Here is an 18,770-nt window from a genome sequence, read left to right as displayed (position 1 = left end):
ATGGCGGGATGGCTGCACCAGGGGACGCGCGTGGCACCGAACTCGGCCGGTATCTCAAGGCCCGCAGGGCGCAGGTGCGTCCGGAGGACGTCGGACTGCCGGCCGGCGCGGGACTGCGCCGTACTCCCGGACTGCGTCGCGAGGAACTCGCCGCGCTCGCGGGGGTGAGCGTCGACTACTACATCCGCCTGGAGCGCGGCCGGGAGACCAACCCCTCCCCCGCGGTGGTGGACGCCCTCGGACGGGCGCTGCGGCTGCGCGGCGACGGCTACGAGCGGCTGCACGAGCTGGCGGAACTGGCCTCCGGCCGGCCGTCGGAGCTGCCCGCCTCCTCCGACCACGGTGTCCGTGACTCGGTGCTGCGCATGCTGGAGTCGGTGCGGCCGCTGCCGGCCTACGTGGTGAGCCGCTACAACCGTGTGCTCGCGGCCAATCCGCCCGGGCGGCGGCTGTTGCCGGGACTGTGGGACTGGTCGGACGAGCAGCGCAATCTGACGCGCTATCTCTTCCTCCATCCGGTCGGCCGGACCCTCTACGACCCGTGGGAGGACACGGTCGCCCGCTCGGTCGCCCATCTGCGGGCGGTGGCCGGCGCCGCTCCCGACGACCCGGAACTCACCGCCCTGGTCGGTGAACTGGCGGTGAAGTCGCCGGAGTTCGCGAAGCTCTGGGAGCGGTACGACGTCTGCGAACGCGGCGGCGGGCAGAAGTCCTTCCGGCATCCGACGGCGGGGGCGATGACCCTGACCTACGAGGTCATGCAGCTGGCCCGCACGGGCGGCCAGCGGATGGTGGTCTACCAGGCGGTCCCCGGGACACCGGACGAGGCGAACATGCTCCGCCTGGACCCGGCTCGGCACTCGAGCGAGCCGGAGCCCGCCCGGGGGCCGGCCGAGGAGCCGGCCTCTCCCGTCACCGCCGTCCTCACCGGCGCGGCCCCTAGCGGCCCTTCGGGGTCAGGCGCTTCTCGAACCAGTGGTGGGCGTACGGCTCGTCGTTGAAGGCGGGTACTTCGGTGTAGCCGCTGCCGCGGTAGAGGCGGGTGGCCGCTTCCAGGGCCTTGTTGGTGTCGAGCCGCACGAGTTCGCTGCCGTGCCGCACGGCCCGTTCCTCGAGTTCGCCCAGGAGCCGGCGCGCCAGCCCGAGTCCGCGGACGCGCGGGGAGACCCAGAGCCGTTTGATCTCCGCGGGGGCCCCGTCAGGCAGCTTGACGCCGCCGCAGCCGACCGGCTCGCCGTGCAGCCGGGCCACGAGGAACAGGCCCCGCGGCGGGCGCAGTTGCCCCGGGTCGGGCAGGAGGCTGTTCGCGGGGTCGAATCCGGTCTCGAGGAGTTCCTCCAGTTCGGCGGCGTAGGACCGCAGGCAGTGCGCGGCGTCGGGGTGGTCGGGGTCGAGCTCCGCCACGGTGACCACCGAGGCCGTCAGCAGTCGCTCGACCTCGGCCATGGCCGAGGTCAGCCGGTCCCGCTGCCGGGCGTCGAGCGGGGCGAGGAGCGACGCGGCGAGCGCGTCGCTGCGGTCGTCGAGCAGGGCGCGTTCGCGGCGGCCCGCCTCGGTCAGGCGGACGGTGCGCACCCGCCGGTCGCGGGGATGGGGCTCCACCGTGACGAGGCCGTCGTGCTCGAGGGCGCGCAGCAGGCGGCTCACGTAGCCGGAGTCGAGGTCGAGCCGGTCCCGTACGCGGCGGACGTCGTGCGTGTCCCCGTCACCGATCTCCCAGAGCAGCCGTGCCTGACCGTAGGGGCGGGCCCCGCCCAGGTAGTGGTCGTGCAGTACTCCCACGCGTTCGGCGACGGCCCGGTTGAAGCGCCGCACTTGTCGCACCTGCTCCTTCACCATTCTCTGACCTTAGTCAGGGAATTGCTGCGGAGGCAACCGGCGCCCGGGCGCCGGCGCGCGGCCTCACCGACCGACGACCGACGACCGACGGGCGACGGGCGACGGGCGACGGGCGACGGGCGACGGGCGACGGGGCCGTAAATGATCTCGCTCGGTCTCGCCCGTCCGGTACGGTCGCGGATGTTCCCTCCGCCGGGAGCCGTGAGTCCCGTGTGCGGCCCTTCCGGCAGTCGTCCGGCTGAAAGCAGGTTGTCTTCATGGCGTGTCGTATCAGTGAGCTCGTCCTCGGTTGCCGCGACCCGGAGCTGCTGGCGCGGTTCTGGTGCGAGGTCCTGGACTTCGTCGTGCTGGACCGCGAGGGCGACGAGATGTTCGAGATCGGGCCGCGCGAGGGCTTCGGCGGTCCGCAGCCGACGATCATCCTGAGCCGGCGCGACGAGCCGGAGAAGGGCAAGTCCCGGTTGCACATCGACGTCAACGCGACCGACCGGGACCAGGACGCCGAGCTCGAGCGCCTGCTGAAGCTGGGGGCGCGTCCGGCCGACATCGGTCAGACGGGCGAGGAGCAGTGGCACGTCCTGGCCGACCCCGAGGGCAATGAGTTCTGTCTGCTCAAGGCCCGCCTCGCGCCCCTCTAGCGGGCTTCAGTGCGAGGTGCGGGCCCCGATCGTCAGCTCGACCTCGTCCCCCGTGGGGACGAACTCCCGGACCAGCCACCGGTGCCCGGCGATGTGCGTGCCGGCGCCGGTGGTGTGGGCCGGGACGGTGAGGACCGGGCCCGCCGGGCCGTCGGCGCGGAGCTCCGCCTCGGTGACCACGTCGTCCGAGAAGCGCAGGAGCAGGTCGAGCGGGCCGGGGGCCGCGGCGAAGGCCAGCGGGTCGGGGAGTCCTCGGACGCGCAGGCGGGCTCCCGGGAACACGTGGGTGTGACCGCACAGGGCCAGGAACGAGTCCGGCTCGTCCCCCGGCTTCGGTGAGCTCGTCATCGCACCGTTCTACCGTGAAGGGCCGCCGGGTGCCTCCCGGGCCGGCCCGTCCCGCCTCCCCCACCCGTGTCGCGAGGACCGGGCGGGGGCGGGCGGTCGTCACGCGAACGACTGGTTCGCCGTACCGTCGCACTTCTGGATCCGCAGGGGCTCGCGCGGACCGGCGAGGGTGAGGCAGAGTCCCCGCGCGGCCGTGGGCCGGATCGTCTCCCCCTCGCGGACGAACTTCTGATGGGTGCCGCCGTGGCAGTTCCACAGGACCAGGGCCGTGCCCGCCGGGTACGCGGTGTCGGGGACGTCCAGACAGCGGTCCTGGGTCAGCTCGGTGTGGACCGTGCCCCGTGCCGGGTCGTACCACCAGCCCTGGTTTCGGCCGCCGTGGCACTCCCAGCCGAGGACACGGGTGCCGTCGGCGCTCGCGGCGGCCTCGGCGTCCAGGCAGGTGCCGGTCGCCCGGTTCGTCAGCGGCCGGTAGACCGAGTCCCATGCGTACGGGACGAGGACCGGCTTCCCGGACGAGTCGACGTCCGCGCAACTCGCCTCCCTGGCACCGGAGTCGTACAGCTGCGTGAGGCAGGAGGCGAAGGCGGCGTGGCCGCGCCGGTTGGGGTGGAAGGACTGGCGCAGGGAGTTCTCGTCCGGCAGGCCGGGCTTGGTGAGGTCGATGTATGCGCCCCTGGCCCAGGTGTCCTCCATGCAGACCTCGTGGCCGTGGAAGAGCCGGGAGTTGTCGAGGTAGACCGCGCCGGTGTCGGCGGCGGCCTTGCGCATGCCGCGTTCGAAGGCGGGGACGGCACTGTCGCGGCCCCAGGCGGTGTCGGAGTCGTATCCCAGGCCGCCACAGGCGAGCTTGCCGGCGAAGGCCGGGTTGTCGCGGAAGTCGGGGCCTATGGGGCTGGGGTAGCCCATGACGACGAGCTTGTAGTCGCCGTCCGCGTATCCCGCGTCCCGCATCACGGTCCTCAGGTCGCGCACGGTCTGCTCGACCTTGGGCACGAGGGCGTCGACGCGGGCCTGCCAGCCGGGGGCGTACTTGGCCGCGCAGGCGCCCTGGAGGAGCAGGTAGCGCGTGACGCAGTCGGTCATCACGGGGCCGAACTGGAGATCGTCGTTGGCTCCGGCGACCAGGACCACCATCTTGACGCGGGTGTTGCGCGCAGTGATCGCGAGGCTGTCGCTCTGCACCAGTTCGTCGGCGTACTGCTTCGCGCCGCCGATGCGGATGTTCCCGGTGTACGCGCCGGAGCACGACACGTTGACCGTGAGGTCGGCGGGGATGCCGGTGCGGTGGATGGCGGCGTCCGGCGAGCGGTGGCACCAGTTGTCGGGGCCGTTGGTGCCCGGTTCGTAGGTGCCGATGCCCTCGCCCGAGATCTCGCTGTCGCCGAGCGAGATCAGGCTGGTCCTGCGGTCGTCGAGGGGCCGTTCCGCCGGGCTTCCGTAGAGCTCGGCGGCCTCGGCGGCGCGAACGGCCTCCAGTTCGGGGGAGAGCGGTACGGAGGAGACGGACGCGGCGGTGCCGGACCCGGCGGCCTGGGCGGGGGTGGCGGCGGTGACGCTCCCGCACGCCACCGCCAGTGCCGCTGCGGCCGTCGTCAGCCAGTGGTGTCTGTGCCGTGTGCCCTTCACTGCACCTCCTGGTGGTGGGGTTACCAGCGGTTGTACCGGCCGGTAGCCACCATGGGAACGCAGGAAACAAGACAACTGTTCATCTTTCACGGGGAGTGACGACGACGGTGACGTGCGCGCCTGGTCGCGCCGTCACCCGCGCGGTCGCCGCACGGTCCCCCCGCGGCGAGGGGGCCGCGGTCCCGGTGGCCCCGGTCACCTGGACTCGCCAGCCGCCCGCCCGGGGCGGCAGGGAGATCTCGGTGACGCCGGGCCCGCCCCGGTACGAGAGCCGGAAGGTGCCGCTGTCCGGCGCGTACGCCTCGGCGGTGATCCGGCCGGCGACCGCCGGGGCGTACGGCGTCGCGGTCTGCTCCTTGTTGGCCTGGAAACGTCCATGGGCGTCCACGGCGCAGTACCCGCCGCCGTAGCACCAGACGTAGCCCGCCCAGCCGGAGCTGTAGCGGTTCAGCGACGACAGGGCGTCGCGGTAGAAACGCCCCATGTTCGGCAGGGAGTTGTTGAGCGGCCCCCACTCCCCCACCACGACGGGCACACGGTACCGACGCGGGTACTCGGTGACCGCCGCCTCGTACGCCTCGATCCAGCCGGCCGACGGATCGTAGTCGGCGCCCGCCTCCATCGCCGTGTTGTAGAAGTGGGGCGCGTAGACGGCCCGGGGATCGCGCACGCGGCCCAGGCCGGTGGGCACGCCCTCTCCCACGATGGGGGTCGGCTCGAAGAAGATCCAGGAGTCGTCGTCGACGGAACGGACCGCGGCCGAGAGGCGGTTGTACAGGGGCGTGAGCTGATCGCGCTCGATACGCCGGGCGGCCGTCGGCAGGTCCTCGCCCTGCGCGATCTCGCCCATGGGCTCGTTGATCAGGTCGTAGCCGAGGACGGCCGGATGGTCCCCGAGGCGGTCGGCCAGCACCCGCCACATGTCCGCCTGGGCGCGCCGCAGGTCCGGGTCCTCGTAGAGGTGGGTGAAGGCACGCTGCACGGCCGGTTCGAAGTACTCGGCGAACCAGTCGTCGGGGTGCGGGGTGAACGGCAGCCCGTCGGTCCTCGTCGCCCACTCGGGGATGCCGCGGTGGCCGAACGCGGGCCCGAAGACGTCCTGGTGAGCGTCGATCAGCACCTGGACACGGTGCTTGTGCGCCCAGTCCAGGATGCGTTCGATCTTCCGGAGGTACCTCTCGTCGTAGTGGCCTCGCCGGGGTTCGAGGTCGTCCCAGAAGACCAGCAGGCGCGCGAAGCCGAAGCCCTGGGCCCGCAGGTCGCGGAAGTGCCGCTCGCCGATCGCGGACAGGGCGGCCTCGCCGCGGTGGGCCTTGTCCTCGACGTTCCAGCCACGCAGGGTCAGGACGCGGCCCCGGTCGTCCGTGAGCCGGGGGATGCCGGCGAACGGATCGCGGTGGTGGTCCTCGACGGCGGCCTTCCCGTGGGCGGTTCCGGCGGACAGCAGGACGGTGCAGACGAGCGCGGCGAGCAGACGGCGGTACACGGGACCTCCGGCATGGTCGGTCGGCAGTGCGGCAGATCACACCAGGAAAGCTGAGCATTGTTCAAGAGTGCGGGGCCGGTCTTGTGCGCGCGCCTCTTGCCGAGGGGGCGTCAGGACCGTTACGTTCCCGGCGAGCCGGTTCATCTACGCGCGTCACTTCTCAGGGGGAGCTCCATGCGCCTGCGTCAGACCGTCCTGTCCACGATCGCTCTGCTGGGTGCGGGAGTCGCCGTCGCCGCCTCGACGGGCGTGACCGTGGCCGGGACCGGTGACGGGACGGCGCCTGCGGGTGCGACCGCGGTTCAGGCCCCGGCCTCGGCTTCGACTTCGGCCTCGGGCGGCGGGTGGGAGCAGGTCGGGGGCGACATCAGGAGCGGCGTCAGCGGACTCGCCGTCACCTCGCGCTCGGGCCGCACCTACCGCGCGCTGATCGCCCTCGACAACAAACGCCCAGGCGAGAGCCGCATCGCCCGGCTGACGTACCGGACCGGGAATCCCGGTGACGCGATACGGCCGCTGGAGTGGAGGGGCGGTGCCGAGCCGGTCGACCTCGAGGCGCTGGAGGCCGTGCCGGGCACCTCGGACGAGTATCTCGCCGTGGCGAGCCGGGGCCTCGTCTACCACCTGAGGACCACCGGCGACGGGAAGGCGGTCGAGGTCCGCGACCTCTCGCCGCTCCCCGCGATCGGCCAGGGGGACAACTTCGAGGGTCTCGCACTCGTCTCGCGGCACGGCAGGCTCGCGGCGGTCTGGGCCGACCGGGGCGAGGGCGCCGGCCGGCCGGCGACGCTGTACGCGGCGCCGCTGTCGTTCAACGAGTACGGGGAGTCGACGTTCGGCGCCGTGACGAAGGCCGTCTACCGCGCGCCGTATCCCACGGGCGGAGTCCGGCACGCCTCCGACCTCACCGTCACCGGCTCGGGCCGCCTGCTGATCGCTTCGGCCTCGGACCAGGGGGACGACGGGCCGTTCGACTCGGCGGTGAGTGACGCGGGGTCGGTCCGCCTCGACCGCTCGGGCCGGGTGCGGCTGACGGTGACGCAGCACCCGGAGGTGCTGCGGAAGTTCACCGGGCACAAGGTCGAGTCCGTGGACTGCGTGCCCGGCTCCGGTGTCGCGGTCCTCGGCACGGACGACGAGAACGCCGGCGGAGCGGTCACCGCCGTCACCCGCGTCTGCGGCTGACCGCCCGCCTATCGTTACGGTCATGCCCTTCAACCCCACGATGGAACAGACCACCTTCCACGCGGCACTCCGGGACCAGTTCGAGTCGTTCCTCGACGAGCACCGGAGCGCCCTGCACGACTGCCTGAACGGCCTGACGGAGGAACAGGCGCGCCGGTCGCTGGTCGCGTCCAGGACCACCTTGCTGGGCCTCGTGAAGCACGTCACCTTCGTCGAGAAGGTCTGGTTCGACGAGGCGATCACGTGCCGGTCGCGTCGCGAGATCGGGATTCCGGACACGCCCGACGAGTCGTTCGGCCTCGGCGACGACGACACCGTCGCCTCGGTCCAGCACGCCTACCGTGAGGCGTGCGCGGCGTCTCGGCGTGCCACGGCGGAGCTGACGCCGGACGACGTCGTCCGGGGCAACCGCCGGGGCCCGCTGCCGCTGCGCTGGGTCTATCTGCACACGCTGCGCGAACTGGCGCAGCACTGCGGGCACGCGGACATCCTGCGCGAGCAGATCCTCGGCGGCACGGCAGGTACCGCCTGACGGACGGCGGCGGCACGTGTGGCCCGATCATGTTGATCTTGTGCACCTTTGCAGCCGACGCCATGGAAGCCGGACAAGGCCCCCCATCTCTTCACGTGCTCTCCGGCGGCCCCGTGATAACACCAGGTGATCACTTCCGAGAGGGGCCTACGTTCTCATGGGTATCTTCAGCCGCCGCCCGTCGTCCACCCTGGCCGAACCCACGTCGACCGTCCGCTCCCCGGCGCACGCCGCGGAGGCCGGGGACGGCGGTGCCGCGCTCGACCCGGCGCTGCGGTCCCTGACCGGGCGATGGACCATCGACCGGCCGCACAGCCGCATCGGGTTCTCCGTGCGGCACGCGATGGTCACGACGGTGCGCGGGGCCTTCACCGACTTCGACAGCACCCTGTACTTCGACGGGGCCCGGCCCTCCGAGTCGCGGGCCGAGCTCGTCATCCGGGTGGCCAGCGTCGACACGGGCGTGGAGCAGCGCGACGCGCACCTCGTCGGCGCCGACTTCTTCGACGTGCGCCGCTTCCCCGAGATGGCGTTCCGCTCCACCTCCACGACGCACGAGGGCGGCGAGACCTTCCGGATGACGGGTGACCTGACGATCCGGGACGTCACCCGGCCCGTGGACCTCCAACTCGACTACCTCGGCTCGGTCATGGACCCGTTCGGCTTCGAACGGGCCGGGTTCGACGGCACCACGACCATCGACCGCACCGAGTGGGGCCTGGTCTACAACCAGCGCCTGAAGGCGGGCGGCACGATGGTGAGCGAGAAGGTCCGCCTGCAGTTCGACATCTCCGCGATCCGGGCGGCGCAGTAGAGGACGCCGTACGGCCGTCCGCGGGCAGCCCCGGCGTCGACGGCCGGAGGCTCCGCGCACGGGTCAGCCGGCCGGCGCGGTCCGGGTGGCAGGTGCGCTCAGGGCCGGGAGGTCGCGACCTTGATCCCGAAGCCGATCAGAACGACACCCGTGACGCGGTCCAGGGCACGTCTGACGGCGGACCTCTCGAAGAAGGCGCCGGCCTTGGCCAGGGCCAGCACGTAACCGCTGAGCCAGACGAGCGTGAGGGCGGCGTGGAGGAGGACCAGCAGGCCCATCCCGAGGCGCGGTGAGATTCCGGACGGTGCGAGCGTGGGCAGCAGGCCCGTGTAGAAGACGGCGATCTTCGGGTTGAGGACGTTGCTGACCAGGCCCGTGCGCCACGGGTTGCCGGACGGGGCCGGGGCGCTCCCCGCCGAGGGTGCCGCCGGGCCGCGCCGGCTCTGGAGCAGGGCCTGGACGCCCAGCAGCAGCAGGTAGGCGGCGCCGGCGAGCTTGACGACCGTGTAGGCCGTGGCGGACGCCGCGAGGACGGCGGCCAGGCCCACCACCGTGAGGACGCCCCAGACGAGCAGTCCCGCCGTGATGCCGCCTACCGTGCGCAGGCCGTCCCCCCGGCCGGAGGCGATGGCCCGCTTCGTCACCACGGCCATGTCCGGGCCGGGAACGACGGTCAGGACGGCGAGCACACCGGTGGCGGCGAGGAGCTGAACGAGCATGACCCCAGTCTCGCCCATGGCCGTCCCCGCCCGTGCCGGTGGGGGCGGCGCGGGGCGTGGCCGGAAATCAGGGTGGCCCCGGGACGGCGGGAGTTACAGTCGGCGGGCAGTGGTCGCCCGCCGGTCACCGTCGTGAACCGTGAGCCGTCGTAGAGGTGGTAGCCCATGAGCATCGTCGACCTGGCCGCACTCGGTGACTCCTTCACCCGCGATCCGTATCCGGTGTACGCCCGCTTACGGGCGCAGGGCCCCGTGCACCGCATCCGGATGCCGGAGGGCAACGCGGAGGCCTGGCTCGTCGTCGGCTACGAGGCCGGGCGCGCCGCGCTCGCGGACCCGAGGCTGTCGAAGGACTGGGGCAAGGCGTCCCCGTCGCTTCCGATCGGCGCCGTCTCCTCCGGCCCGCACATGCTCAGGGCCGACCCGCCCGACCACACACGGCTGCGCAAACTGGTCGCCCGGGAGTTCACCGCCCGCCGGGTGGAGGAGCTCGCCCCGCGCGTCCAGAGGACCACCGACGCCCTCCTGGACCGGATGCTCGCGGCGCCCGACGGGCGCGCCGACCTCGTCGAGGCACTGTCGTTCCCGTTGCCCATCTCCGTCATCTGCGAACTCCTCGGCGTCCCGGACCTGGACCGCGACTCCTTCCGCACGTGGTCGAACGACGCCCTGGACGCCGTCGACCCCGAGGTCCGCGGTGCGGCCGCGGCGTCCATGGCGCGGTATCTGGAGGAACTGCTCGCGAGCAAGCGGCGGCAGCCGGGTGACGACCTCATGAGCGCGCTGATCCACGGTCCGGACGGGGACGGCGACGGAGACCGGCTGTCTGCGGACGAACTCCTGGGCATGGCCTGGCTGTTGCTGGTGGCGGGCCACGAGACCACCGTGAACCTCATCTCCAACGGCGTACTCGCGCTGCTCACCCACCCCGAGCAACTGGCCGCGCTGCGCGCCGATCTCACCCTCATCGACTCCGCCGTGGAGGAGATGCTCCGCTACGACGGCCCCGTGGAGACCCCGACGTACCGGTTCACCACCGAGCCGTTGACCATCGGTGACACGGTCGTGCCCGGGGGCGGCGAGCTGGTCCTGGTGGCGCTGGCCGATGCCGACCGCGATCCGGCGCGCTTCCCCGCTCCCGAGCGCTTCGACATCACCCGCGACGCCCGCGGCCATGTGGCGTTCGGCCACGGCATCCACTACTGCCTCGGCGCACCGCTGGCCCGCCTGGAGGCACGCATCGCCATCAGGACGCTGCTGGAGCGGTGCCGGCACCTGTCCCTGGACATCCACCCGGCCGCCCTCGCCTGGCGCGCGGGACTGCTGATCCGCGGCCCGCGGCGTCTGCCGGTGCGGTTCGCTGCGTGAGCACGTCCTCCGGGGACGCCGCTACGGCTTGCGGGCCAGCCCGGCGGCGATGAGACGCTCCCAGACCGTGAGTTCCCGCTCGCCGTCGCCGCTCCACGGGCCGTCCACGGTGTCAGGACGCCAGGTGGACGCCGGCACGATCCCCGGTTCGAGGATCTCCAGGCCGTCCAGGAGGGACGCGATCTCCTCGTCGCTCCGCCAGCGGCCCCGGCCGAAGGTCCCCTGGAGCACTCGCTCGGCCTCCGCCGTCTCGGGGTTGTTCCCGGAACGGAAGTGGCTGACGAAGAAGTGGCTCCCGGACGGCACGCGGTCGCGCCAGTAGCGGACGATGTCGCCGGGACCCTCTTCGTCGTTGACGTGGTGGAGGATGGCGCTGAACATGACGGCGACGGGACGGTCGAAGTCGATCAGGGCCCGGGTGTCCGGGTGGCTGCGTATGCCCTCCGGGTCGCGCACGTCGACCGGCACCACGCGCGTCCGGTCGTTCTCCTCCAGCAGGGCCCGCCCGTGCACCAGCACCTGGGGATCCGTGTCGACGTACACCACACGGCACTCGGGGTCGTGCCGCTGCGCGACCTGGTGCACGTTGTCGGCCGTGGGCAGACCGCTGCCGAGGTCGATGAACTGCCGTATCCCGGTGGTCGTCACGATCTCCCGCACCGCCCGTGTCAGCGCCGCGCGGTTGGCGAAGGCGATCGCCACCGAACCGGGCAGGTCGCGCTTGAACACGTCGCCGATCTCCCGGTCCGCGGCGTAGTTGTCCTTGCCGCCGAGGAGATAGTCGTACACCCGGGCGATGCTGGGTCGAGTGCGGTCGATAGAGGAAGGCTCTCCCGTCATGGCCCCCATCCTCTCCTGCAACGACGCCTCCCCACCACCACTTCCGCGACCCCGGCCCGGGAGCACGTGTATCGGGTGGAGGGCCGGGTAGGCGCCCCAACCGGATCATCGGATTCCGTTTGGAGTCCGCCGTCGCGTGAAGCGGGAGGAACCATCATGAACAAGCCGATGCGGCACGCCGTGACCACGGGAATCGCGACCCTGGGGGTCGGAGGTGCGCTGCTGGCCGGCGCGGGTCCGGCCACGGCGGCGGCCCCGCAGCACGGCGGGCACTCCGCACGCCCCGCCGCGACTCCGGCCGGACACCGCCATCACGGCCGGACGCCGGTCTCCCGGCAGCGCATCGACCCGTGGGTGCTGGACCAGATCCGCCAGTTCGACCCCACGGCCGCCCGGCGTCTCGCCGTGTACGACCCCTGGGTGAAGGACCAGATCGCGCAGTTCGCCGGGCAGAGCGGCTGAGCCTCGGCCCGTCAGGCCCCGTCGAGAGCGGCGGCGACCCGGTCCATGACGCGCTGCCAGTGCGCCCGTCGCCGCTCGCGCTCCTCCTGGCTCGCGATGTGCTCCTGATGGAACCGGAGCATGGTGCGGGCCCCCTCGGCGGCGGGCGCCAGGGCGACTTGGACCGTGGTGGTGCCGTGGGTGACGCGGATCTTCGTCCCGGCGTGGTAGCCGCGCACCTCGCCCGTCACTCCCCCGGCCGTCCGGTAGCGGGCGCCGCGTTCGGGGGCGAGGCCGGCGCCGGGACCGAGCCAGAGGGCGAGTCCCCCGGGGCCGCTGATGAAGTCCCATACGACGGACGGAGGGTGGGGCAGGGTGCGGGACACCCCGATCTGCCAGCCGGCGTCCTGAGTGAGTCCTGTGGGCATGGCGGTCATCCTTCCTCGGTGTGGCGGGCGCGCAGGGCCCTGACCTTGTGACGGTTGCCGCAGTGCTCCATGGAGCACCAGCGGCGGCGTCCGGGCCGTGAGGTGTCGACGTAGACGAGGTGGCAGTCCTCGGCGGCGCAGGTGCGGATGCGGTGCGAGAAGGGGCCGGTCAGCAGCTCGACGGCGTCCCGGGCGACGGTCGATGCCAGGTGGGTGCCGGTGAGGGATCCGGCCCACCGCCGCTCACCTGCCGGGGTTATGGCGGGTGCCAGGGCCGGACGGGCGGCGGCCTCGTTGACCACCTCCAGATCGGCCGGCGGGTGAGGCTCGCCGCGCACCTGGGCGAGGACCACGCGGAACAGCGCGTCGCGCAGCCTTCGCACACCAGCCACCTCGTCCGCCGAGATCGCCAGCACGGGCGTCGGAGTCAGCCGCGACCGCTGCGCCCAGCCGGCCAGGTCGGCGGGCTCGTGCAGAACCTCGTACCGCCGATAGGCGCCGGGGCCTCCGGTGGTCAGCAGTTCCAGGCACAGTGCACCGGGATCGAATCGGTAGGCGACGCCGGTGTGCGAGTACAGCGTCAGCCCCTTGGCCGGGGTCGAGTCCATGTAACCAATATAAACGGTTACGCGCGAGGAGGGCAGAGGAGCGGCCCATTCCGGGGCCTCGATCCCCGTGCGGCGTGTCGCCGCACAGTCGGTCGCCCGTCTGGTCAGGCGGTCTCGGGGGCGTCCACGATGGCGCCGTTCTCGTCGATCATGTGGGTGCGCCAGTAGACGTCCCACTTGTCGTCGACCTGCCGCGGCACCTTGCCCTCCGGAAAGCGCGTGTAGCCCTGGGGAGGCTGCTCGTCGTCCGCGACGCACGCGGAGCCGGTGCCACCGACCGACGTGACCGGGTATTCGCCGTCTCTGCAGATGTCGTCCCGGTACTCCACCGAGCACCCGCCGAGCATCAGCGCGGCGGTGAGGCACCCGAGAGCGGCGGCAGCCGTGGCGCGGACGGCAGGTCGACAGGTCTTGCCGGCCATGCTGGTCATGCTGGTCATGCTGGTCATGTGCACCGGACTCCTGGTGTCGGCGGGTGGTTCCCCCACCCTTGCCGACGCCGGGCGGTGCGTCCTGAGTACAGGTACTCAGGACACGCACTCGTCCCTGCTCCGGTGCGGGTGGACCGAGAATCACGCCTGGGGTGCCGTCAGCCGGTGGGTGCTTCCGGGGCGGGCCGGTCGGCGCCGCCCTGGCCGAAGACGCGGATGCCGGCGATCGCCGCATCGACGAAGCGGGGCGAGCGCCCCGGCGTCGCGGGGCGTCGTGACGCTGCCGTCCCGGCGGGCCTTCTCCGAACACCGCGCGCAGCCGCTCGGCCGCAGCCCTTCTCCCGGAACGCACCGTTGCCGTACTGTCCGCGCCCCGGTTCGGGGTAACGGCCGCTCCGCCGCCAGCGTGGCGCACGAGGTGCCGGGCCCCCGCACCGGGAAGATGAGCAGGGTCTCGGTACCGACGTCGGAAGGGATACGAGGTGACGCTGCTCGCCTGGCGGAGTCGTCGCCGACCGGTCGTCCGGCGAGCGTGGCACTCGGGAGGCCGGTGATGAGTCCCGCGCGGCACCTCGACCCGGGGCTGTTCGACGAGACGGTCGCGGCGGTCGCGGTGTTCTCGGGACCCGAGCACCGGCTGGTCTACCAGAACGCGGCCTGTTCCCGGCTGCTCGGTGCGCGGCCCCTGGGACTGCCCGCGCGGGAGGCGTTCCCGGAGCCGGACGCCGACGAGTTCCTGAGGGTCCTGGACGACGTGGTGGCCACCGGACGGCCGCGCCGGCTGCCCGACGCGCGGGAACCCGACCCCGGCGCCCCGGAACAGGCCCGCCACTTCGTCTACTCCTGTACGCCCGTCACCATGCCGGACGGCGGGGGCGCGATGGTCGTCGCCCTGGACACCACGGCCGAGACGCTCGCGCTGCAGCGCTACGAGGCGCTGGTGTCGGCCGTGTCCCAGATGGTGTGGGTACTGCGCGCGGACGGCTCGGCGCACGAGATCGTCCCCGGCTGGCAGCGGGTCACCGGGGTCCCCTGGCACGGATGGATGGACGAGATCTGGGCCGCCCGTATCCACCCCCGTGACCTGGAACGGCTCAGGCGCTCCTGGCACACCGCCACCGCCGAGGAGCCTCCGGACGTCTTCGAGAACACCTACCGGGTGCGGACCGCGGACGGCTCGTACCGGCACATGTCGACCCGCTGCGTGCCCATCCTGCGCGGCGGCCGCGCCGAGGAGTGGGTCGCCGCGACCGTGGACGTCGAGGACACCTGGCGTGCCACGCTGGGGGAACGTCTTCTCGCGCAGGTCGCCGAGGTGTCCGGGGAGAGCCTCGAGGACACCTTCGCCGCGGTGGTCCGCATGATCGTGCCCGAACTCGCCGACTCCTGTGTGGTCCTGCTGCTGTCGCACGAGGAATGGCCGCTGCCCGAGAACGAGACCGTCACGGTGCGGCGGGTCGCCTCCGCCACCCGGCCGGGTCTGCCGGCCCGGCCCGCGCTCCGGGGCCAGAGCCTCACCGTGACCGATACCGTGCGGGAGGTGCTGGAGGGCGGTACTCCGCGGACCTTCCTGCTCCCCGCGGACGGCCGGATCCCCGAGGGTCTGGTCCCGGCGGTCACCGAACGGTGGCTGACCGCCGCCGACGCCACCAGCCTCACCCTCATTCCGCTCGTCGTCGACAACACCGTCCTCGGCTATGCCGCCACCAGCACCAACGGGGACACCCCCGCTCCGGCTCCCGCCGACATCGAGCTGCTGCGCAGGGCCCTGCATCTCGCACATCAGCCCATCCGCCGGGTTCTCGACCTCCAGCAGGCCCGCAGCACCGCGCTGCGCCTCCAGCACGCCCACCTCACCGAGCCGCCTGCCGTGCCCGGTGCCCTCCTGGCCGCCTGCTACCGGCCCGCCAGCCCGGCGCACGAGATCGGCGGGGACTGGTACGACGCCCTCACCCATCCCGACGGCACCCTCGTCCTCGACATCGGGGACGTGGCCGGCCACGACCTCGTCGCGGCCACCGCCATGGGTCAACTGCGCAGCATGCTCCGCGGCCTCGCCTGGAACAGGGGTCCCGACTGCACGCCCGCGGCCCTCCTGTCCATGCTCGACGACGCCGCCGACGGGTTGAACATCGCCTCCTTCACCACCGCCGTCCACACCCACCTGCGGCGCCGGCCCGACGGCACCTGGCGGATGGCCTGGTCCAACGCCGGCCACCCGCCCCCGCTCCTCGTCCCGGCCCGGGGGGAGCCGCGCTTCCTCACCGGCCCGGACCAGGACCCCCCGCTGGGCGTGGCCCCCGGCATCCCGCGCGCCACCCACACCCACACCCTCGAGCCGGGCGACACGCTGCTCCATTACACGGACGGCCTCGTCGAGACCCCCACCGACTCCTTCGACGCCGGCCAGCGGCGTCTCCTGGACGCCGCCGCGTCCCACCGTGACAAGCCGCTCCCGGACCTGTTGCGGGTACTGCAGGACCTCTCCGACGACCGTGACGACACCGCCCTGATCGCCTTCCGCGCGCACCCGGCGGACTGAGCGCCCGGCACTTTCTACACGCCGGGGCCGTTGTAGGCGCCCCGATGGGGCTTGGTGGTGGCGGAGACGGGGTTGCCCCAGTAGTCGCGGCCGCCGTTGTCCGTCACCACCGCGCCGTTGCCGAGCGCGGGCGAGGCGGCCTTCAGCCGGTATCCGTCCACGGAGTGGATGGTGTCGCCGCCCGTGCCGGGGTTCACGAAGAGGGGGTCGCCGACGATGCCGTTCCCGGTCGGCCGGGGCACGCCCTGGAAGACGTTCCACTTCCAGGAGATCCCGGTACCGGTGGGCAGCCGGGAGTCGCTCGTGCCCACCCAGATGTTGTTCTCGAGCACGCTCTCGTCGGGAAGGGTGATGTCGAACTTCTTGTCCGTGCAGTACATGACGTTGTTGTACATGTGCAGCGCGGACCGGCCGCTGCTGCCGCCGCTGCTCATACGGCAGTCGTTCTCGGAGATGTTGTAGCGGATGATCTCCTTCGCCCCGCCGACGGTGCCGCAGCCGTCGCAGTCGAGGAAGAAGCCGCCGATGTTGTCCCGGCTGAAGTTGTACTGGATCGTGCAGTAACCGGTGTTGCCCCAGTCGCAGTCGAACGCCTGGCTGTCGGCGACCGACATCTTCGTGATGCCGTGGACGGCGTTCTTCTGGATCGTCGGGTTGTGGTCGCCCAGCACCCAGATGCCGGCGAAGTTCCCGCCGGAGAAGGGGTACACGCCGTTGCCGGTGCCGGAGGCCACGTTGTACTGGATGAGCGGCGCGTCGGCGTAGCTGCCGATGATGGCGTCGCCGCCGACGTCCCGCACGGTGTTGTGCTCGATCAGGACGCCGGTTCCCTTGGTGGCCATGGAGCCCACGCGGATCTTGAGCCCGCCGCCGCCGGTGTTGCTCACCTGGTTGTGGTGGACGTGGACGTCGTCGAGGGTCGAGCCGGCTCCGGTGGCCCCGGTGACGATGCCCGCGGACTGGACGTAGTCCTCGGTGGTCGAACCGGTCTTGTTCGTCTGCCCCGCCACCCGGTCGACGACCAGGTTGTTGATGTCGAACCCGCGGTGCGCTCTGCCGTCGGTCGCGGAGATGCGTACGCCCGTCCTGCGGGCGAGGGACGACGCCGGGTTGGTCACCTTGAGGTCGCGGATCGTCCAGTGGTCCTGGTCGGTCAGCCGCACCACGTCGGCAGCGCCGTCCCCGTCGAGGGTGGGCAGGGCGCCGGTGCCGTAGCGGGTCACGGTGATGGGGGCGGCGGCCGTGCCGCTGCCCGTGGGGGCGAGCGTGCCGGTGCAGGTGGTCCCGGCCGCGAAGGCCAGGGTGTCGCCCGGCCCGTAGGTCCTGGCGTTCGCCTGGTCGATGCTGTCGAAGGGGCTGGCAAGGGTGCCGGTGCCGGCCTCCGGCGCCGAACAGTCGACGTAGGTCGTCGTTCCGGCGGCCGACGCGGGTGCGGCCGGCAGGGCGACCACGCTTGCGCCGGCGAGCGTGGCGGCGAGGAGGGCGCCGTGCCACGCCCGTCGTCCGCCACCGGTGAGTTGGGCCCTCATGGGGTGCACCTCTCTGCTGGAGTGGGCCAGAAACTAGAGCGGTCCATGGATCGAGTCAATGCTTTCGTATCGTTCGATCAAATTCCGATCGATCAGATCAATGTGCGCGATCGGATAGGCTCTCCAGCGGATCCGATCACAAGGAGGAGTGCCGATGGCTGCTTCGGCCGAACGACGTCGCTCTCGCATCCTCGACGCCGTGCGCGAGACCGGTTCCATCCGGATCGTGGAGCTCGCCGAGCGACTCGGGATCCCGGCGGTCACCGTCCGGCGCGATGTCGCCGCGCTGGCCGACGAGGGCAAGGTGGAGCGGACCCACGGGTCGGTGGCCCTCTCCGTCGGCCCGTCCGGCGGGCACGCCGCGGGCCAGGGGCGGGTGATCGGCATGCTGGTGCCGACCGTCGGCCAGTACTTCGACGAAGTGATCGCGGGAGCCAGTGCGGCGGCGACCGCCGCGGGGGCCCGGCTGGTGCTGGGCATCGCTCCGTACGGGGCCGGCAGCGACCGCGCCCAGGTGGAGCGGCTGCTGGAGTCGGACGTCGACGGGCTGCTGCTCACGCCGGGCTGGACCCCCGGCGGAGGGCTGGAGGGCGGCGACTGGCTGGGCGAGCTGCCCGTGCCGGCCGTCCTGGTCGAACGCCGGGCGGCGCCCCTGAGCCCGGCGGCGCAGTGGGACGCGGTCTGCTCGAACCACCGCCACGGCGTGCTGCTGGCGCTGCGTCACCTCGTCGCGCTCGGCCACGACTCGGTGCTGCTCGCGGCCCGCGCCGACACCCGTACCGCCTGCGAGGTGCGGGCCGGGTACGCGGAGGCGGTGGCGCGGCTCGGCCTGCCGGCGCTGCCTGTGATCGACGTGTCCAGCCCCGACAGCTCCCGTTCCCCGGGGGACGACGCGGAGCTGGCCGCCCGGATCGCCGAGGCCGCCCGCTCCGGCGTGCGGGCCGTGGTCGTGCACAACGACCAGGACGCCCTGCAACTGCCGTCGCTGCTGCGCACGCACGGCCTTTCGGTGCCGGAGGACGTGGCGATGATCGCGTACGACGACGTGTACGCGTCACTGTCGGAGCCGCCGCTGACCGCGGTCGCTCCGCCCAAGAGGGCGGTCGGCTCGGCCGCGCTGGATCTGCTGCTGCGGCGGCTCGACGAGGGCGACGCGCTGCCCGTGCACCAGATCGAACTGCTGCCCACGCTCAAGCTCCGCACCTCGTGCGGCGGACCGGCGTAGCCGGCGCGGACAGCCGACACGGACAGCCGGTACGGACAGCCGGTACGGACTGCTGTCGTTTCAGAATTGATCATTCAGATCATTTGATCGAAAGGTATTGACTTCGATCGAACGGCATCTCAGGATGGCGCACGTCTCAGCGTGACCTCGCAGCGCCCGGCCGGACGC

Annotated in this window: 19 protein-coding genes; 9 read left to right on the top strand and 10 right to left on the bottom strand. The window is 72.3% G+C overall.

What is annotated here, in order from left to right; translation table 11 throughout:
- Window positions 1-8: 8 nt before the first annotated feature.
- The gene (locus AB0E77_RS11165; RefSeq protein ID WP_361568700.1) at window positions 9-1,001 is read left to right on the top strand and encodes a helix-turn-helix domain-containing protein; all 993 of its coding nucleotides are present in this window, start codon (window positions 9-11) and stop codon (window positions 999-1,001) included.
- Here the strand turns inward: AB0E77_RS11165 and AB0E77_RS11160 are convergent.
- Entirely contained in the window at window positions 940-1,839 is a 900-nt protein-coding gene (locus AB0E77_RS11160) for a helix-turn-helix domain-containing GNAT family N-acetyltransferase (protein WP_361568698.1), read from the bottom strand. The genes AB0E77_RS11165 and AB0E77_RS11160 overlap by 62 nt on opposite strands.
- 257 nt (window positions 1,840-2,096) lie before the next feature.
- On the opposite strand from AB0E77_RS11160, the gene AB0E77_RS11155 reads away from it, so the two are divergent.
- Entirely contained in the window at window positions 2,097-2,477 is a 381-nt protein-coding gene (locus AB0E77_RS11155) for a VOC family protein (RefSeq protein ID WP_361568696.1), read from the top strand.
- A gap of 6 nt (window positions 2,478-2,483) precedes the next feature.
- On the opposite strand, the gene AB0E77_RS11150 is transcribed toward AB0E77_RS11155, so the two are convergent.
- From AB0E77_RS11150 to AB0E77_RS11140, 3 genes are all read right to left on the bottom strand, one after another.
- A complete protein-coding gene (locus tag AB0E77_RS11150) occupies window positions 2,484-2,825 on the bottom strand; it encodes a hypothetical protein (protein WP_361568694.1) in 342 nt (113 codons plus the stop codon).
- 99 nt (window positions 2,826-2,924) lie between these two features.
- The gene (locus tag AB0E77_RS11145; RefSeq protein WP_361568692.1) at window positions 2,925-4,454 is read right to left on the bottom strand and encodes a ricin-type beta-trefoil lectin domain protein; all 1,530 of its coding nucleotides are present in this window, start codon (window positions 4,452-4,454) and stop codon (window positions 2,925-2,927) included.
- A gap of 79 nt (window positions 4,455-4,533) precedes the next feature.
- Entirely contained in the window at window positions 4,534-5,940 is a 1,407-nt protein-coding gene (locus AB0E77_RS11140; protein ID WP_361568691.1) for a cellulase family glycosylhydrolase, read from the bottom strand.
- Window positions 5,941-6,114: 174 nt separating this feature from the next.
- Between AB0E77_RS11140 and AB0E77_RS11135 the strand changes: the two genes are divergently transcribed.
- From AB0E77_RS11135 to AB0E77_RS11125, 3 genes are all read left to right on the top strand, one after another.
- A complete protein-coding gene (locus tag AB0E77_RS11135; RefSeq protein ID WP_361568689.1) occupies window positions 6,115-7,125 on the top strand; it encodes a hypothetical protein in 1,011 nt (336 codons plus the stop codon).
- Window positions 7,126-7,147: 22 nt separating this feature from the next.
- Entirely contained in the window at window positions 7,148-7,657 is a 510-nt protein-coding gene (locus tag AB0E77_RS11130; protein WP_361568687.1) for a DinB family protein, read from the top strand.
- 157 nt (window positions 7,658-7,814) lie between these two features.
- On the top strand, window positions 7,815-8,471 hold the full coding sequence (locus AB0E77_RS11125; protein ID WP_361568685.1) for a YceI family protein: 657 nt from the start codon (window positions 7,815-7,817) through the stop codon (window positions 8,469-8,471).
- A gap of 98 nt (window positions 8,472-8,569) precedes the next feature.
- Here AB0E77_RS11125 and AB0E77_RS11120 read toward each other — a convergent pair whose 3' ends face one another.
- Window positions 8,570-9,190 carry a LysE family translocator gene (locus AB0E77_RS11120; protein ID WP_361568684.1) on the bottom strand — a complete coding sequence of 207 codons (621 nt, stop codon included), beginning with the start codon at window positions 9,188-9,190 and terminating at the stop codon, window positions 8,570-8,572.
- A gap of 165 nt (window positions 9,191-9,355) precedes the next feature.
- On the opposite strand from AB0E77_RS11120, the gene AB0E77_RS11115 reads away from it, so the two are divergent.
- Complete coding sequence (locus tag AB0E77_RS11115) at window positions 9,356-10,558, top strand: cytochrome P450 (protein WP_361568682.1); 1,203 nt, start codon at window positions 9,356-9,358, stop codon at window positions 10,556-10,558.
- Between the two features lie 21 nt (window positions 10,559-10,579).
- Here AB0E77_RS11115 and AB0E77_RS11110 read toward each other — a convergent pair whose 3' ends face one another.
- On the bottom strand, window positions 10,580-11,398 hold the full coding sequence (locus AB0E77_RS11110; protein ID WP_361568681.1) for an SAM-dependent methyltransferase: 819 nt from the start codon (window positions 11,396-11,398) through the stop codon (window positions 10,580-10,582).
- A gap of 156 nt (window positions 11,399-11,554) precedes the next feature.
- On the opposite strand from AB0E77_RS11110, the gene AB0E77_RS11105 reads away from it, so the two are divergent.
- Window positions 11,555-11,860, top strand: a complete 306-nt coding sequence (locus AB0E77_RS11105; RefSeq protein ID WP_361568679.1) for a hypothetical protein — start codon at window positions 11,555-11,557, stop codon at window positions 11,858-11,860.
- 11 nt (window positions 11,861-11,871) lie between these two features.
- Here AB0E77_RS11105 and AB0E77_RS11100 read toward each other — a convergent pair whose 3' ends face one another.
- The 3 genes from AB0E77_RS11100 to AB0E77_RS11090 all read right to left on the bottom strand — a co-directional run bounded on the left by AB0E77_RS11100 (window position 11,872) and on the right by AB0E77_RS11090 (window position 13,324).
- On the bottom strand, window positions 11,872-12,267 hold the full coding sequence (locus AB0E77_RS11100) for an SRPBCC domain-containing protein (RefSeq protein WP_361568677.1): 396 nt from the start codon (window positions 12,265-12,267) through the stop codon (window positions 11,872-11,874).
- Between the two features lie 5 nt (window positions 12,268-12,272).
- The gene (locus AB0E77_RS11095) at window positions 12,273-12,875 is read right to left on the bottom strand and encodes a CGNR zinc finger domain-containing protein (protein ID WP_361568675.1); all 603 of its coding nucleotides are present in this window, start codon (window positions 12,873-12,875) and stop codon (window positions 12,273-12,275) included.
- 104 nt (window positions 12,876-12,979) lie between these two features.
- Window positions 12,980-13,324, bottom strand: a complete 345-nt coding sequence (locus tag AB0E77_RS11090) for a hypothetical protein (protein WP_361568674.1) — start codon at window positions 13,322-13,324, stop codon at window positions 12,980-12,982.
- A gap of 535 nt (window positions 13,325-13,859) precedes the next feature.
- Here AB0E77_RS11090 and AB0E77_RS11085 point away from each other — a divergent pair.
- Window positions 13,860-15,848, top strand: coding sequence for a SpoIIE family protein phosphatase (locus AB0E77_RS11085; protein ID WP_361568672.1), 1,989 nt, complete (start codon window positions 13,860-13,862; stop codon window positions 15,846-15,848).
- A 14-nt stretch (window positions 15,849-15,862) separates the two neighbouring features.
- Here AB0E77_RS11085 and AB0E77_RS11080 read toward each other — a convergent pair whose 3' ends face one another.
- A complete protein-coding gene (locus AB0E77_RS11080; protein WP_361568670.1) occupies window positions 15,863-17,377 on the bottom strand; it encodes a right-handed parallel beta-helix repeat-containing protein in 1,515 nt (504 codons plus the stop codon).
- A 154-nt stretch (window positions 17,378-17,531) separates the two neighbouring features.
- Here AB0E77_RS11080 and AB0E77_RS11075 point away from each other — a divergent pair, with 154 nt between their 5' ends.
- Window positions 17,532-18,602, top strand: a complete 1,071-nt coding sequence (locus tag AB0E77_RS11075; protein WP_361568669.1) for a substrate-binding domain-containing protein — start codon at window positions 17,532-17,534, stop codon at window positions 18,600-18,602.
- Window positions 18,603-18,770 lie beyond the last annotated feature (168 nt).

The organism is Streptomyces sp. NPDC032940, assembly GCF_040636935.1.
Classification (GTDB): Bacteria; Actinomycetota; Actinomycetes; order Streptomycetales; family Streptomycetaceae; genus Streptomyces.
Note: the sequence above shows the minus strand (reverse complement) of the source record. Positions and strands in the feature narration are given on the sequence as shown.